Here is a 17,485-nt window from a genome sequence, read left to right on the forward strand (position 1 = left end):
ATTTAACCATTAATAATTTAAGAAAAAAAGAATTGTGCCTATGGGAAAAAAGGAAAAACGGAACTATGAAGACATGGACTGTTTGGAAGTAAACCTAAATGTCAAGGCTGTGATAGTATATCAGGGCTTTTTGACTCAGTCTCATTTTTGTTAACTAAAAAAATCTTCTTTTGGGAGGTTTTGTGTTTGTTTTAAATCTAAGAAATACAGTATGAATTTGAATTTTAGAAAGACAGCGCTGCTTGCGGGGATATGCTCGGTGTTCAGTCTGGGTTATGCTCCTCAGCTTTTCGCAGTATCATCGACGGATACCGTTGAGGCAGTGCAGCAAACAAAGAAAATTACGGGTGTCGTCAGTGATGCTATGGGCCCTATTATCGGTGCCAATGTATTGGAAAAAGGTACAACGAATGGTGTAATTACCGACATTGACGGTAACTTTGCCTTGAATGTGAAACCAGGAGCTACCATTGTAGTCTCCTTTATAGGCTATGTCAGCCAGGAAATAAAGATAACGAACCAGACAACAGTGAACATCACGCTGAAGGAAGACTCCGAGATGTTGGACGAAGTGGTGGTTGTGGGGTACGGTACGATGAAGAAAAGCGACCTTTCCGGTGCTTCCGTTTCCATGAGTGAAGACAAGATTAAGGGTTCTATTATCACCAATCTCGACCAGTCCCTTCAAGGGCGTGCTGCCGGTGTGACGGCAGTCAGCACTTCCGGTGCTCCGGGTTCTTCCTCCTCTATCCGCGTACGTGGTCAGGCCACTATCAATGCTAATGCCGAGCCGTTGTATGTAATTGACGGTGTGATTGTACAGAGTCAGGGACAAAGCGGTTCATCTTATGGTTTGGGCGATGCACTGGGTAATGGCTCGGTTTCCACCATTTCTCCGCTTTCCACCATCAACCCTGCTGATATCGTCAGTATGGAAATTCTGAAAGATGCTTCGGCAACCGCCATTTACGGTGCGCAAGGTTCCAATGGTGTGGTTTTGATTACGACCAAACGTGGTAAGGCGGGTGAGGCTAAGTTTACTTATGACGGTATGTTTGCCGTTCAACGCCAGACAAAGCGTCTGGATATGATGAATCTGCGTGAGTATGCCACTTATTATAATGATTTGGCAAACATGGGTGAAATCTCTGACCCTAGTAATTATTATGCCGATCCTTCTCTGCTGGGAGTAGGTACAAACTGGCAGGACGCCATCTTCCAGACTGCTTTGCAGCATCAGCACCAGATTTCGGCACAAGGTGGTACAGAGAAGATACAATACTACGTATCAGCTTCCTATATGGATCAGGACGGTACCATCATCGGTTCAAACTTTAACCGTTACAGCTTCCGTGCCAACTTGGATGCCCAACTGAAGAAGTGGTTGAAACTCGGTTTGACCGCCACCTATACAGCAACGGGTGATGACCTGAAACTGGCAGACAGTGATGAAGGTTTGATTAACTACTCGTTGACCACTCTTCCTGATATACCTATCTATAATCTGGATGGCAGCTATGCCACCGTTGTTCGCGAAGGCTACACGAATCCTAACCCGATTGCCCTTGCCATGATGGATGACATTCTGCTGGACCGTCAGAAACTGACGGGTAATATTTTCTTTGAGGTTACTCCGATTAAAAATCTGGTATGGCATGCCGAATTGGGTTATGACATCAGTTCCAGCAAAGGTGAGCGCTACAAGCCGATGGTTGATTTGGGTGGATGGGTACGTTCCAGTAATGAAAGCAATATCCAGAAAAACAGCAGTACATTCTGGCAATTGAAGAACTATGTGACCTATTCCGGAAACATAGGCGACAAGCATCATTATACAGCCATGGTGGGTCAGGAGTGCTGGGAGTCCAGCTATGACTTCACGAGTGTGTTCAATAGCGGTCTGCCTTCGGATGAAGTGCACAATCCTGCCTTGGGTACGGGAACCCCGACTATCAATGCAGGTTTTGGAAGCTCGTCTATGGCATCTTTCTTTACACGTCTGACTTATAACTATGCCGACCGTTATCTGGGTACTTATACCTATCGTTATGACGGCTCTTCAAACTTCGGTCCCGAGAACCGTTGGGCAGGCTTCCATTCATTGGCTACTTCCTGGCGCTTTTCCAACGAAACGTTCTTTGAACCGTTGAAGAAGGTCATCAGTAACGGTAAGTTGCGTCTGGGATGGGGACAAACTGGTAATGCCAACATCGGTGGTTATGCTTGGGGTACATCCATGAGTCGTATGCCTTCCGGTCTGGGTATGGGGTATCGCCCCTCCAATATACCGAATACTTCCATCAAATGGGAGTCCCAGGAGCAATGGAACGTCGGTGTGGATTTGGGATTCCTGCACGACCGTATCAACCTGACGGTAGAGTGGTACAAGAAAACTTCCAGTGATATGTTGATGCCGTTGCAGTTGCCTTCTTATATGGGTACTTCCGGTAATGCCTCTTCTGCATTGGCTGCTCCGAAAGGTAACTATGGTGACATAGAGAATACCGGTTTTGAAATCTCTCTGAACACACATCCTATTACGGGTAAGTTTGAATGGGATTCTGACTTCCAGATTTCTTTCAACAAGAACAAACTGAAAGGATTGGCTGGTACAGCCAATGCGCAGATTGTGGGTTACGGACAGTGGACCGATGTAGTCAGTGTATCCAGTGTAGGCGAATCACTTTATAACTTCTATGGATTTGTTTGTGATGGTGTTTACAAGGACCTGGAGGATCTTCAGACTTCTCCGAAACCTGCCAAGTATCCGGCAAACGGTGTATTCGACCGTACCAATACCGTATGGGTGGGTGATGTGAAATATAAGGATATCAGTGGTCCTGACGGTGTGCCCGATGGCGTTATCGACGACTATGACAAGACCAATATCGGTTCTCCGATGCCTAAGTTTACTTTTGGCTGGACTAATACTTTCCGTTACAAGAACTTCGACTTGTCTGTTTTCATCAACGGTTCCTATGGCAACAAGGTGTACAACTACCTTTCCATGAAGCTGACACATATGAACTCTCCCTGGACTAACCAGCTGAATGCTGTAAACGGACGTGCACAGCTTGTTCCTATCAATCCGAACAAGGTCTACGAAGATGGAACGATGTGGTATAATGATGTGTCTAACGTCATGGTGGCAAACCCGGGAGCTTCCATTCCACGCGCCACTATCAATGACCCGAATGACAACGACCGTATCAGTGACCGTTATATTGAAGATGGTTCTTATATCCGTCTGAAGAACATCTCTTTGGGATATACTTTCCCGAAAAAGACGATTGATAAACTGGGACTGAGCAACTTGCGTATCTATGCCAATATCCAGAACCTGCTGACCATTACCGGTTATGACGGCTATGACCCTGAAATTGGTGCCAGCACTTCAAGCGTCAATGTCTATGGTTTGGACAACGGACGTTATCCGTCTCCTACAGTTTATTCATTCGGCTTGAATGTTTCATTCTAACACTTTAAATTGAAGAAAACATGAAAATCAGATATATTAAATATTGGGCGTTTGCAGCTGTACTCGGTATGGGAACAGTTTCATGCGAGGATTTCCTGAACCGTCCTACCGAAGACAATTATAACGAATCGAACTTCTATCAGAATGACGAACAATGTGTGCAGGGGGTTAATTATCTTTATAACTCACCTTGGTATGACTTTCAGCGCGGTTTTATTAAAGTCGGTGAAATCTTGTCTGGAAACGTATACGAGGGAAACAGCCCTTACTTGAATTTTACGGTGAATGGTACGGATGAAAACCTTGTGAACATGTCCTATTCTCTATGGGCAGTGATTGGCCATGCCAATACTGTATATACTCGTTTGAAGACGGCAAATGCGTCAGAAGCAGTGAAAAATCAGTGTATGGGCGAGTGTCTGGCATGGAAAGCCATGGCTTACTTCTATTTGGTACGTAGTTTTGGCGCAGTACCCATTATCCATGATAATACGGACGAATTGAATTCCGGTAATTATAACTCCAAATTCAAAGTGGAGGCAGCAGATGTGTACGAATATATCATTATGACTCTGGAGAAAGCTATGGAGTTGCTTCCGGCCAGAGGTGAAACGGGACGTATTGACCGCTATTGTGCCGAAGGTCTTTTGGCTAAGGTGTATCTGACTAAGAGTGGCCTTTCCGGTACCCGCAATGCGGATGATTTGGCGAAAGCGGCAGAATATTCCAAGGATGTAATTAATAATTCCGGCCGTAACTTGCTGGCTAACTATTCCGATGTTTTCCGTTTGGCAAACAACAAGAATGAAGAGTGTCTCTTCTCCTGGCACTGGTCGGCAGGACGTGACCCCTGGACACAGCAGAATACGTTGCAGTCGGACTTGGCAATGGTGGGATTCGATGAATTTGGTGATTGCTGGGGTGGCTATGCAGGTCCGTCGGTTGATTTGCAGGATGCATTTGGAATTTCCGCTTTGGAAAGTCCTGAGACGCGTTCGGATACGGATACCCGTCGTAAGGCTACTATGATGATGGCAGGTGATGTATACGATTATTTCTGGCAGGACAAGGGCGGATTTGATTATCTGCGGTTTATTTATGATGCCGAATATGGTAAGGGAGGACCTAATGGCGATTACCAGTCTCCTACCGGTGCCAATCACGTGAAGCATCTCTATGGTAACAATAATGACCATGTATTGGGCTTGGGCGTATCGGCTGGTAATATGTACAGCGGCCTGGCAACCCATATCCTGCGCCTGTCCGATATCTATCTGGTATATGCCGAGGCGAAAATGGGACTGGCTACCTCTACTACAGACCAGAGTGCACTGGATGCTTTCAATGCAGTACGTGGCCGTGCCATTCCGGGAGTTACTCCGAAAACCTCCATTACTTGGGAGGACGTCTGGAAGGAACGCCGGCTGGAACTGGCTTGCGAAGGCGACCGTTGGTATGATTATGTACGTTTGGCATATTATGATTCCCAGCGTGCTATCAATGAGCTGAAGGCACAGCGCCGTGATGTTTATTATAGTCTGGGTACTACTTATAAGGCTTATTATGAAAACGGCAGTTGGACGGTGAATCCGGACGAGACCCGTTACAATCCGGATGCAAAGGCGCCGAATGTGACAGTCTCCAGCTTTACATTGCCGTTCCCGACAGAAGACGTGGTGTTCAATCCTAATTTGATGAAAGACCCGGTACACGTAGATGTACGTTCTGAATTCAGTTATTAATTTAATGCTTGAAAAGATGAAAAATAATAGATATACGAATTGGTTCTTCGCGGCAGCTGTTGTTGTAGCAGGCTTTTCCATGGCGGCTTGTGAGGATGAACCGGATAAATATGAAGTGGCAGGGGGAAAGCCTACCTTGAAATATGTTCGTGTCCCTGATCCGGCAGCGGCAGACTCTTTGCTGACGGGGGCTTATATGGCGAATACGATTTGTCTGGTCGGTGAAAATCTGCGGAGTGTTTACGAGCTCTATTTCAATGACCAGAAGGCGATACTTAATACCAGTTACATCACTGACCATACACTTATGGTAGATGTTCCGAAAGAGATTCCTTCGGTAGTGACTGATAAGATTTATATGGTGACCAAAGCAAAGGATACCATAGATTATGATTTCAAGGTGTTGGTTCCGGCTCCTACCGTGAACTCCATTTCTTGTGAGTTTGCAAAGCCGGGTAGTGAGGTGACACTGATTGGTGACTATTTCATTGATGACCCGAATGTGCCGCTGACCATTACGATGGCCGGTAATGTGGAAGTGACTAATATTACGAACATAACCAAGACTGCGGTCAGCTTTATTCTTCCGGACAATGCTCCTGCAGGCTATATCAACGTGAAGTCCATTTATGGTACCGGACGTTCCAAGTTCCGCTATTATGATACACGTAACATTCTCTTTGACTGGGACGGTTCTCATGGCGGTATGGCTATTGCCCACGGTTGGCGCGATGGTAGCAAGGTGTTGAGAGAAGCCGATGAAAACAGTATTGACGGTGCTTATATCTGTCTCACCGGAGCACTTGACGGTGCTATCGGAGCTACTTGGGCAGAAGATGAGTTCTCGTTCAACTATTGGCCGGAACCGTCTGCCGGTTATCCCGAACTTTCTGCACGTCCTGAGTTTGCAGAACTGCTCGAGGAGTATGGCGTCAATGGCTTGCAACTGAAATTCGAGGTGAATATTCCTTCTTCCAATCCGTGGCAGTCTTGCGCTCTACAAGTGATGTTTACGGGTAATGATGTGGTGACTTATGCGACGGGAACTAATGCTTATTTTAGTGATACGAATGTGCCGCGTGGTTTGTGGTTGCCTTGGAAGAATACGGGTTCGTATGATACGGGTGGTAAATGGACAACCGTTTCCATGAATCTGTCCGAGTTCAACAAGACGCATGAAGGTAATAAGTGTGATAGAACTTTTGACAAGACTATGCTGACCGGATTGACATTCTTTGTCTGGGCAGGTGGTGTGGAAGGTAAGGATTGCAATCCGGTGATTATGATTGACAACATCCGTGTGGTACCTATTGAATAACCTTTTAAATAGAATACTGATATGAATAAAACATATAAATTTCCGGCACTGTGGATGATGTGCCTGATGCTCTTCAGTTGCTTGACGTTTACGGCCTGCGACAATGGGGATGATGAAGATACCAACCAATATAAAGGGGGAATCAGTCTGAATGTATTCGGACCGAGTCCCGTATCCCGCGGCGGTGTACTCCGTTTCCTAGGCAGTGGCATGGATAAAGTGACTGCGGTCGCTATTCCCGGTTGCGACGATATAACAGACATCGAAGTAGTCAGTGATACGGAAATCCGTGTCACTGTACCTCAGACAGCCCAGCCGGGGTTGGTTGTCTTGAAGACTCCGAAAGGGGATATTACAACAAAAACCGAGTTGACATTTACGGAGCCGATTGCTTTGGAGGCTTTTGCACCGGCAGAAGTAAAGCCTGGTAGTGAATTGACCATTACTGGTGAATATTTGAATTTGATTAAAGAAGTGATATTTGCTGACGAGGTAACAGTGCCTGCTGATGAGTTTGTCAGTCAAAGCCGTCAGGAGATTAAAGTTATTGTTCCTGATTCTGCTCAGACCGGTAAGTTCATCTTGTCTGATGGAGCTGAAATCCCCAATTGGATTTATTCTGAAGGGGAACTGGAGGTTACTTTGCCATCGGTAGAGGCTCCACTCGACCTGGTAGATAAGAAGCCGGGGGATGTCATTCGAGTTTCTGGTGAAAACTTTGATTTGGTGAAGAAAGTGCAGATGCCGAATGGGGATGAAGTTGAATTTACGATGACTGCCTCTTCCGAAGGAGATGAACTTACTTTTACATTGCCGGATAATGTCTCGGACGGAGAAGTTACGGTACTTCCTGCTTCGGATGTAAAAGTTGTGGTCGCTACTGTTGTAGTAGCTACGCCTTCGAACGTAGTGGCTGTTCCTGCTGTAAACTTGCGTGGTGGAGATATGATTACCTTGAAAGGTACCAATATGGATTTGGTGACTGATGTAACGTTCCCTGGTGTAGAAGAAGCAGTAGGATTGGAATCACAAAACTCGACTGAAATAAAGGTCTTGATGCCGGCTGCGGCTATTAGTGGTGATTTGCAATTGAATACAAATAGTGGAAAAGCAACTGCCGTATCTATTGCAACGGCAAAGCCGGAAAACATTTCTTATAGTGCGGCGACGGTCCCGGCAGGAGAGGCTTTGACTGTCAAAGGAATAAATATGGATGTAGTTTCGGCTGTTGTATTCAGTGGTAATGTGGAAGTTACCGTATCCGATGCCACTGCTACTGCCATTTCTTTGACTGTACCTACAACTGCCGAAACTGGGGCCTTACTTTTGAAAATGGCCAATGGTGAATTTGTGGAAGCACCGTCTCTGACAATAGAGAAACCGGTATGCGCCTATTTGCCGGCATTGCCTGACAAATTGGTTCGGGGACGAATTGTGGAACTTGAGATTGTTAATGCTGATAAGCTGACAAATGTATTGCTGAATGAGGCTGCTGTTCAGTATATCAATGATGCAGCTAAAGGGGTATTGATGTTGAATGTACCGGCTGAGCTGGATGGAACTTATAGCCTAAAACTGATTTCTTCAAATGGTGAAATTGCTTATGATGTTCTTGTAGTTGCCAATGAAGAAACAGTTTGGGCTGGTCCGCTCGATATTAGTTGGGGTGATGGAGGACGTGTGTTGGTACCGGCTGTATCTTTTGCCAAGGTAACGGCAGGCACTGTCATGAAAGTCTATTTTGATCAGAAAGACCAGACTTGGGCACAGGCTCAGTTTAACTATGGCGATTGGAGTGGCATAGCTTTCTCTTTGTTTGATACGACTATGGTACCGACAGACATTTACGGCTGGAGTTTCGAGAGCCGTGTGATGGAGTTGACGTTGGCTCAGGAGATACTTGATAATATTCAAGCTAAACAAGGAGATTGTGAAGACCAGACAAATGTAGGTATCATTATTCAGGGCAGTGATTTGACGTTTACAAAAATAACGATTGTAAATTGATGAATTGTGGCTTGAAGAATGTGACTATGGATGCCCTGATTAAGAATGAAATAAAATCATAATTAAGATGAAGAAACTGAATATAAAATGGATGCTTTCGTTGATAGCAGCTTTTACTTTTGCCTCCTGCGATACTGATGTCGATCATGATATCCCAGCAGTGGATGCACCGGTATTGGTGTCTACTACTCCTGAAAGTGGAGCAGCCAAAGTGAAAACGGGAGAAATCACTATTGAGGTGAAATATGACAAGAATATATTCTTTGCAACAGACAATCTGAGCGAAATCAAGTTTACCGGTGGTGAACTGATAAGTGCCGATGTACTTGGCGCAAGCAATATACTGACTGTAAAAGTGAATGTTCCCGGGAGAGAGACGGCTTGTTCTCTCTCTATCCCCGAGGGAATAGTAACCGGACCGAACCAGATGCCTGCTCCGGCTGTATCGGTTCAGTTCTCTACTGTCGCTTTGGACAAGGCACTGGTTGCCGCTAGTTCGGCCAAAGCTGTGAAACTGTACAATTATCTATTGGATAACTTCGAGACGAAGACGCTTTCAGCTATGATGGCCAATGTTGCCTGGAATACGGAAATGTCCGAAAAGGTGTACGGATGGACCGGAAAATATCCGGCTATCAACTGTTTCGACTATGTTCATCTGCCGGCATCTGTAGCTGGAGCAGACTGGATTAATTACGGTGACATTACTCCCGTTAAGGATTGGTCTGACAAAGGTGGCATCGTAGCTGCCATGTGGCATTGGAATGTACCCAAGAAAGCTGTAGGGGAAGCTTCTTCTACCCGGATATGGGAAGGAGAGACGGTAATGCCGGGTGATTGGAGTGGAAATGTACAGATGACGGATGATGCTGCAAAAACTGTCTTTGCCGATGCACAAGTGGGGCAGGTGATACGCGTGGCTGTGAAAGATGTGGCAGAGGGGGCGCAAGGTTCGTTCAAAAACAGTGGTTGGAGCGAGATTGCTTCAGGAACTGATTATTTTGACATATCCGGAGACTATACATTGGTGATTACCGAGGATATTTTGAAATCCCTGCAAGAAGGTGGCCTCATCATTGGCGGACATGATTATACGGCAGTTGCTGTTTATCTTGAAAGTAACGGTACAGCCCTCGACCCGAATAAGGATTATGCCTTCTATAAGGCAGATACGGAGTTTGACGCTGCCAATGCCACGGTGGAAGGCACTTGGGAAAACAAGGTGTTTACCGAAGATTTGAAAAATGCTGCCGCTTACTTGAAGCTGTTGAGAGATGCGGATATTCCGGTATTGTGGCGCCCATTCCATGAGGCAGCCGGTGGCTGGTTCTGGTGGGGTAAGGATGCTGCCAGCTTTAAATCTCTGTGGATTGCTATGTTCAACTACTTCAAGACTGAAGGATTGGATAATCTTATCTGGGTTTGGACTACCGAGGGCAATGATTCCGATTGGTATCCGGGAGACCAATATGTAGACATCGTGGGACGTGATGTTTATAATAAGGAAACTGCAGATTGTGTTTCAGAATATACTTCCATTGCCGGAAATTATGGAAACAAGATTGTTTCGCTGAGTGAATGTGGCACAGTCGGACTTATTTCCGAACAATGGGCATCTGGTGCACGTTGGAGTTGGTTCATGCCGTGGTATGATGGCACAAATGAGGATGGTAGTCCGGCAGTCCATGCTGATGAGGCGTGGTGGAAGGATGCTATGAGCCAGGAATTTGTTGTTTCCCGTGAAGAGCTTCCTTCTATGGAATAGCAATTTTTAATAATAAAATAGAAAGGGTTGTCTCTGGTTAGTATCGGGGCAACCCTTTCTGTCTTTTATAGCTTTTAGTTGTTGGTTATAGAATTCATGCTTTATACTTTTTAGGAAAAATAGTAATGGATGTTAAATGAGTGTCGTTATTTGATAAAATAGTATTATAAGGTTTGCTGCTAAAAGTCTACTTTTGTCAAGCCTAATTAAAATTTGATAATAATCATATAATGTTTAACCGCTAATGAAATGAAAAATGCCTATGAGAAAGGAGTGATATGTATACCAACCACTTTATAGAATAAGGTATATTTAATTTTTCCTCAAAAAGAGAAGTTTAACCTTATATTAAACGGTAGATGCCGCCAGGCAATACCAATTCATTAATCTAAGAAAAATACAAGTATGAATTTAAATTTCAGAAGAACCGCGCTGCTCGTGGGTATCTGTTCGGCTGTCAGCCTGACTTATACTCCGCAACTTTTCGCCGCATCGGTCGATGCAATAGATGCTGTGCAGCAAGCAAAAAAAATCACAGGTACTGTAACAGATGCAATGGGACCGGTCATCGGTGCCAATGTATTGGAGAAAGGAACCACAAATGGTGTCATTACCGACATTGACGGTAATTTCACATTGAATGTTCAGCCGGGAGCAACGATTGTTGTGTCTTTTATAGGTTATCAGCCGCAAGAAATAGTGGTAGGTAACCAGACTAGTTTCAAGATTCAGCTAAAGGAAGATACGGAATTGTTGGATGAAGTAGTCGTAGTGGGTTACGGTGTACAGAAGAAGAAACTGGTGACAGGTGCTACGGTTGAGGTAAAAGGCGAAGACATCGCAAAATTAAATACTACGCAGGCATTGGGCGCTTTACAAAGCCAGTCTCCGGGTGTAAATATTCAGGCCGTTTCCGGTCAGCCGGGTGATGGGTTTAAAATTAATATTCGTGGTGCTGGTACTAACGGAAATACAGCTCCAGTTTACGTTATTGATGGTGTAGCCGGTGGCGATATTAACGCCTTGAATCCTGCCGATATTGAACGTATTGACGTGTTGAAAGATGCTGCATCTTGTGCAATTTACGGTTCGAGCGGTGCCAACGGCGTTATCCTTATTACTACAAAGCAGGGTAAGGTAGGAAAGGTTTCTGTATCTTATGATGGAAACATAGGTTGGGCAAATATATATAAGATGCCTGATATGCTGAATGCCAAAGAATATATGGCGGTAATGGATCAAGTAGCCTATAATAATGGAGGCCAACCGTATGATTGGTCAAAATTCGTAGATGCTGATTTGCTGACTGCTTATCAGAATGGTACCAATCCTGGTACAGATTGGGTAAAAGAATTCCGGAATAAAAATGCTGTGGTTACTAATCATGCGTTGAATGTAACAGGTGGTTCTGAATTCTCCAAATTTTCGACAGGTATAGGCTATCAGTATCAGGATGGTGCATTCGGTGGTCCGGTGAAGACTGACTATCGTCGTTTTACTTTCCGCATTAATTCTGAGCATGTGATATATCGTAAGGGAGATATGGATGTGATAAAGTTTGGTGAGAATATATATTATCAGCACAAACAGAATCAAGGTGTGCAGTTAGGTAATCAATATTCGAATGACCTTTCTAATGCTTTGCGTGCTATTCCTCTGATTCCTGTATATAATGAAAATGGTGATTTCTTCATGTATGATGATTTGAAGAATTTTGGAACGAGTGCTAATGGTATACTTGATTATACTGCATATGCTTCTAATCCGATGGCTCACATGGTATATAATCAGGCTGGGAATAATAAGAATAAGAATTTTAATCTGAACACAGCGGCATATCTGGAAGTACAACCACTTAAGAATCTTATTTATAAAGGTCAGGTTAGTTACAAACAATGGTCAAGTTCATGGCGTTCATATCTTCCCGTTTACCAAATTAATAATCAGGGAGATAGCCGTGATAAAGACCAAACGATAAATAACGTGTCTTTGGGTTGGAACTGGAGTTTGACTAATACGTTGAGTTATCGGTTTGATATTACAGACTTACATCATTTTGATGTTTTGGCTGGTACAGAGTATTCTAAATCAAGACCAACTTATGGCGAATCAGTAGAGGCAACCGGTTATAATAGTGCTTTTGGTGACTTTACACATGCTTATTTGCATAATACAGAACGTAAAGCTACTGCTACAGTAAATGGTTATCCCTCGGATTATGGTTCTAAGATGTCTTATTTTGGACGTTTGAATTATGACTTTAAGGAAACTTATATGTTTTCTGCTATCATTCGTGCCGATGGCTCGTCTAAGTTTGCGAAAGGCAATCAATGGGGATATTTCCCATCATTCTCTGCCGGTTGGGTTATTTCAAACGAGGCTTTTATGAAGAATACTGCTTCTTGGCTTGGTTTCTTGAAAGTCCGTGCTGGTTGGGGACAGAATGGTAATGACAATATCCCTAATTCAAATTGGCGTGCCGGTTACGAGTTTGGCGATTATGGTCTTTATACATTTGGCTCGGATAAGAATGGAGGTACAACCGGAGCTTACCCGAATCGTTTGGCTAACCCCGATTTGACATGGGAAACTTCAGAACAGACCAATATCGGTATTGATGCCCGTTTCTTGGATAACCGTCTGAGTTTTACCATGGACTGGTATAGCAAGCAGACGAAAGACTTGTTAGTGGAAGTGGGTACCAATGCGGCTTCCGGTTTCGCTACTCAATATCAAAATGCTGGTACGGTAAAGAATACTGGCCTTGAACTTTCAATGGGCTGGAGAGATCAGATTGGTAAGGAGTTCAAGTATGGGGTGAATGTCAATATGGCCTATAATAAAAATGAAGTAACGGAGGTTAATAACGCCAATCATTTTATTGAAGGCGGTAATGATTTGTTGGCTCAGAGTACGGGTCGGTTTGTCCGTATGGAAGAAGGACATCCTATTGGCTATTTTTATGGTTATAAGACGGATGGTGTCATTCAGAACCAGAATGACTTGCAGGCATATCTTGACCAGAATTGTAAAGGAAATGCGGCAAACTCTAAGCAAGGTGCAAGTATTAAACCGGGCGATTTGAAGTTTGTGGATGTTGATGGAAATGGGGTGATTAATGATGACGATAAGACTGATTTGGGTAATCCTCATCCTGACGTGACAATGGGTCTTACGCTAAGTGCGGAATATAAAGGATTTGATTTCTCTGTAACAACCTATGGCGCTTTTGGTGCACAGGTAGCTCGCTCTTGGCGAAAGTTCTCAGACGGACAGTATGAAAACTATACGACGGAAGTTTACGATTACTGGCATGGCGAAGGAACCTCAAACAGATATCCGCTGCTTGCGCCGGGAAATAGTGGACAGAATTTCCAGGCCATTTCAGATATTTATATTGATGATGCCGACTATGTTCGCATTCAAAATCTGACTATAGGATACGATTTCAAGAGAATTTGGAAGAACTGTCCGTTCCAGCAACTTCGTGTGTATGCTGCTGCACAGAATCTATTTACTTTTACCGGTTATAAAGGGATGGATCCGGAGAATGGTAGAGCCCTCAATGACAAAGAACCGTGGGTAACCGGTGTTGATGTAGGTAACTATCCTCAACCTCGTACTTATATGGTAGGTGTTAATGTTAAATTCTAAAATTGATACACGATGAAAAAAATAGCATATTTAATAGGTGCAGCTTTGATGATAGCAGGAATGTTTGCTTCTTGTAGCTTGGACTCGATGAGTCTGACGGAAAAAGATACGACCAATTTTCCTAAAACGGCTGAAGATGCCAATCAGGCTTTAGCTGCCATATATCAGAACCTGAATAATGTCAATGCTTTTCCACAGCAGTCTTTCTTGTATAATTCTCTGCTGGCTTGCGATGATATGTTGGGTGGTGGTGGTCCCAATGATAAGTTGATGCAATCTTTGGACCTTATTTGTAATACGGGTACAAATGCTACGCAGGATTACTGGGTGGCTCGCTATCAAGGAATCAACCGTGCCAATACGTTGTTGGAGGCTCTTGCTGGTATTGAAATGGATCCGGAAGTAAGAGCGCAGGCTGAGGGCGAAGCCAAGTTCCTTCGTGCTTTTTATTACTACGAGTTGGCTTCCATGTATGGGCGCGTACCTTTGGTGATTACTGCTTTGTTGCCCGAAGATACTACCCCTCCGACTGCCGCTGTTATCTGGGGGCAGATTCTGCAGGATCTTCGCGATGCGGCTGCAAATATGCCGGCTGTTCGCAAGTCGGATGGGCATGTTGATAAATATACGGCTGAAGCTATGTTAGGACGTGCTTGGTTGTATTATACTGGTATGTATGGCAATGGTGAAACTCTGAACGATTTGGTTAGTACGAACTATAGTCCGTTGACTTCAGTTGATTTGCCTGATGGGACAACTTTGACCAAGCAGGATGTGGTTGGGTATATTGATGATTGTGTGAATAATTCTGGTTATAGTCTTGTTCCTGAGTTTCGTAATTTGTGGGCATATACCAATAAATGTACGGTAGAAGATTTTCCGTTTACTGCCGGTCAGGGATTGAAGTGGGTAGAAGATGATGCAGCGGTAAATCCCGAATCCATGTTTGCCATTAAATATAATAAACTTGCATCTTGGAGCACTACTATCGGTTATGGTAACGGTTATGCTCTGCATTTTGGTGTACGTGGCAATGATCAGGCCAATTCTTTCCCCTTCGGACAAGGATGGGGTGCCGGTCCTGTAGCTCCCAATCTTTATAATGATTGGAGTGTGGCAGAACAAGATGATGCCCGTCGTCCGGCCTCCGTATTCAAGACGGAGGATATGCCGAGTTATAATAAAGGTGGTGGTGACGGCTTTATCCAAGAAACGGATTATTATCAGATGAAAATAGGTTCTATCATGGCTTATAGTACGGATGCGGCTGGAAATAAAACGATTGAACCGGTATTTGAGAAGATAATGTATGGTGCCGACGGCTGGATTAATGATAATCTGATGCAAACCGGTTCTATTCATGATTTGGTTTTGATTCGTTTTGCGGATGTATTGTTGATGCAGTCTGAATTGAAGGAAGATGTTTCCGGTATAAACAGAGTGCGTAGTCGTGCCGGACTTGAACCTATTGGTACATATTCGTTGGCTGCATTGCAGAATGAACGCCGTTGGGAACTATGTTTTGAAGGTACTCGCTGGAACGATATTCGCCGTTGGCATATTGCTGCCGATGCCCTTGAAAGACAGACGGGAGCAAAGGTTTATACAAATGGGGCTGAAAGCCGTAATGTGGCGCAGAACGGTGGTTATGCCGCACGTTATAAGGCTACGGCAGGTTTCCAGAAGATTCCCGAAAACCAAGTCCTCTTGAATGAAGGAAAGGTAGAACAAAATGAAGGTTATACGGATGCAAGTGCTGAGTATAATGGTTGGCAAGAATAGAATATGAATTTAAAATGAAAAAAGATATGAAAAAGATATTATTCGCAATACCTTTGTTTGCAATGCTGCTGGTGGCTTGCGATCCGATAGTGGATGAAATCAGTCCGGATCCCAATGTCACACCGGAAAATCTTACTTTTGAACTTGTGGCCAAGAACCAGGGAAACAACAACATTCAGATTGTTCCTACTCCGTCACGTTATGTGAAGGTTTATGATGCTACGTCTGATATCAAGTTGGCAGAAGGTACGGCTCCGTCGGTTCAAGTAGCTCCTCCTAATAAAGAATTGCAAGTATATGTAACAACCATTAATTCGGACGGCTCCATAACAAAATCGGCTTCCAAATCAATAGCAGTAACGGAGTATACAGATCTTCCCGCTATTTATGCTGATGTATTCGGCACAACTCCGGACGGTGGTTATGGAACAACCACTTGGGTCTGGAATACAGAAGCTGCAGACGGTTGTTGGGGTAATGGAGGTTATCTCGGCAATACCGGCCCCGGTTGGTGGATTTGTGATGCTGTGGGAGATGTCGGAAACGGTAGAGGGCAAATTGATGAACAAGCTGTAGGAAAAGGATTGCCTGATGATGGATTAAACGGTTGGTTCTCACTTAGTTTGACTGGTGTTCAGACAAGTCGTGGTGAAAGTGGTTCTGTCAAGGTGTCAGAAGATGTGGTGCAATCCGGTTGGGATGTAGGTACTATGGAGTTCTCTGGTACTATTCCATTGTTAGGTATACAGCCGAATCAAGGAAATGCACGTCAGTATGAGTATCATATTTTGAAGATTACAGAAGATGAACTTCGTCTTTGTGCTCCTGAACCCGGTGCTGGCGCTTGGGGTACGGCATGGTTCTGGAACTTCAAGAAAAAATAGTTAATATTGAAAGGTACGGGTGGGTAACGACCACTCGTATACTTTTATTACTAATTAAAAAAATGCAACAATGAAACGAACTTTCTTTTTGATATTACTGTTCTTCTGTGCTCTTTTTGTTAAAGCGGATGTTTTGGGACCGTATACAATGGATAGTAATGTACCTCCCACACCAACCGGATATGCTCGGGTTGTACTTCCGATAGGAGGTGCTGACGCTTCGGTAGCCGTAAGCATAACTGTTTGTGACGAAAGTGGTCAACAGTATGTTTTGAGAACTACTACCCCAAATGCTGCTCCATATTGTTATTTCTTGGCTTATGGCGTTTACCGCGTGGTCGCTTTAGAGGATTGTACAGCACAATCTAATTGGGGCGCACTTACGGTTGGTACAATTTTCGAAGTGACAGGAGGTGGCTATATTTCTTTAAATTATATAGGAACAATCTCTACTCCAAGTATTGTTCAAGCATCGGGTACTGATGATAATGTTCCTCCTTCCAAAGTAGGTTACAATATAATGAAAGTGTATGGAATAGAGACAAACGGCGGTGGGGTGTTGGTTGATTCTGACAAAAAAGAATATGGTATCTTTAATTATACCGGACATATAGGCGGTGCTCATTACTTTTACATTAAGCCAGGCACATACACTATAAAATCTTTGAGTGCTACCAATGGAAATTATATTTATTTGGAGTATGGAAATGTTAGACAACCGCTTTCTGCTGGTAGGACTTTCACAGTTCCTGCGTCATTCTTCTCCATTGTGTTTTCTAAAAAGGCACTTTAAGAATAATCTATAAATGAATTATTCAACTCAAAGCAGTTGTCGTTACCCCCCCGACTTTATTA

Annotated in this window: 9 protein-coding genes; all 9 read left to right on the forward strand. The window is 44.0% G+C overall.

The window, feature by feature from the left end; genetic code table 11:
• Positions 1 to 211 precede the first annotated feature (211 nt).
• The 9 genes from CSD97_RS01365 to CSD97_RS01405 all read left to right on the forward strand — a co-directional run bounded on the left by CSD97_RS01365 (position 212) and on the right by CSD97_RS01405 (position 17,423).
• Entirely contained in the window at positions 212 to 3,478 is a 3,267-nt protein-coding gene (locus CSD97_RS01365; protein ID WP_005825021.1) for a TonB-dependent receptor, read from the forward strand.
• A gap of 20 nt (positions 3,479 to 3,498) precedes the next feature.
• Positions 3,499 to 5,220, forward strand: a complete 1,722-nt coding sequence (locus tag CSD97_RS01370) for a RagB/SusD family nutrient uptake outer membrane protein (protein ID WP_005825019.1) — start codon at positions 3,499 to 3,501, stop codon at positions 5,218 to 5,220.
• A 16-nt stretch (positions 5,221 to 5,236) separates the two neighbouring features.
• Positions 5,237 to 6,538 carry a glycan-binding surface protein gene (locus CSD97_RS01375; RefSeq protein ID WP_005834814.1) on the forward strand — a complete coding sequence of 434 codons (1,302 nt, stop codon included), beginning with the start codon at positions 5,237 to 5,239 and terminating at the stop codon, positions 6,536 to 6,538.
• Positions 6,539 to 6,559: 21 nt separating this feature from the next.
• Complete coding sequence (locus CSD97_RS01380) at positions 6,560 to 8,545, forward strand: hypothetical protein (protein WP_098031860.1); 1,986 nt, start codon at positions 6,560 to 6,562, stop codon at positions 8,543 to 8,545.
• A gap of 67 nt (positions 8,546 to 8,612) precedes the next feature.
• On the forward strand, positions 8,613 to 10,310 hold the full coding sequence (locus CSD97_RS01385) for a glycosyl hydrolase (protein WP_098031861.1): 1,698 nt from the start codon (positions 8,613 to 8,615) through the stop codon (positions 10,308 to 10,310).
• Positions 10,311 to 10,715: 405 nt separating this feature from the next.
• A complete protein-coding gene (locus CSD97_RS01390) occupies positions 10,716 to 13,964 on the forward strand; it encodes a TonB-dependent receptor (protein WP_098031862.1) in 3,249 nt (1,082 codons plus the stop codon).
• Positions 13,965 to 13,976: 12 nt separating this feature from the next.
• The gene (locus CSD97_RS01395) at positions 13,977 to 15,746 is read left to right on the forward strand and encodes a RagB/SusD family nutrient uptake outer membrane protein (protein ID WP_057256130.1); all 1,770 of its coding nucleotides are present in this window, start codon (positions 13,977 to 13,979) and stop codon (positions 15,744 to 15,746) included.
• A gap of 26 nt (positions 15,747 to 15,772) precedes the next feature.
• Complete coding sequence (locus CSD97_RS01400) at positions 15,773 to 16,630, forward strand: hypothetical protein (protein WP_005834823.1); 858 nt, start codon at positions 15,773 to 15,775, stop codon at positions 16,628 to 16,630.
• Between the two features lie 70 nt (positions 16,631 to 16,700).
• The gene (locus tag CSD97_RS01405; RefSeq protein ID WP_005825006.1) at positions 16,701 to 17,423 is read left to right on the forward strand and encodes a hypothetical protein; all 723 of its coding nucleotides are present in this window, start codon (positions 16,701 to 16,703) and stop codon (positions 17,421 to 17,423) included.
• The last annotated feature ends 62 nt before the right edge of the window (positions 17,424 to 17,485 follow it).

The organism is Bacteroides sp. AR29, assembly GCF_900217715.1.
In the GTDB taxonomy this organism is placed as follows: Bacteria; Bacteroidota; Bacteroidia; order Bacteroidales; family Bacteroidaceae; genus Bacteroides; species Bacteroides uniformis.

What these genes read in the sequence shown, in the direction of transcription:
- CSD97_RS01365 (WP_005825021.1), top strand. Translation starts at nt 212, where the DNA reads ATGAATTTGAATTTTAGAAAGACAGCGCTGCTTGCGGGGATATGCTCG.
- CSD97_RS01370 (WP_005825019.1), top strand. Translation starts at nt 3,499, where the DNA reads ATGAAAATCAGATATATTAAATATTGGGCGTTTGCAGCTGTACTCGGT.
- CSD97_RS01375 (WP_005834814.1), top strand. Translation starts at nt 5,237, where the DNA reads ATGAAAAATAATAGATATACGAATTGGTTCTTCGCGGCAGCTGTTGTT.
- CSD97_RS01380 (WP_098031860.1), top strand. Translation starts at nt 6,560, where the DNA reads ATGAATAAAACATATAAATTTCCGGCACTGTGGATGATGTGCCTGATG.
- CSD97_RS01385 (WP_098031861.1), top strand. Translation starts at nt 8,613, where the DNA reads ATGAAGAAACTGAATATAAAATGGATGCTTTCGTTGATAGCAGCTTTT.
- CSD97_RS01390 (WP_098031862.1), top strand. Translation starts at nt 10,716, where the DNA reads ATGAATTTAAATTTCAGAAGAACCGCGCTGCTCGTGGGTATCTGTTCG.
- CSD97_RS01395 (WP_057256130.1), top strand. Translation starts at nt 13,977, where the DNA reads ATGAAAAAAATAGCATATTTAATAGGTGCAGCTTTGATGATAGCAGGA.
- CSD97_RS01400 (WP_005834823.1), top strand. Translation starts at nt 15,773, where the DNA reads ATGAAAAAGATATTATTCGCAATACCTTTGTTTGCAATGCTGCTGGTG.
- CSD97_RS01405 (WP_005825006.1), top strand. Translation starts at nt 16,701, where the DNA reads ATGAAACGAACTTTCTTTTTGATATTACTGTTCTTCTGTGCTCTTTTT.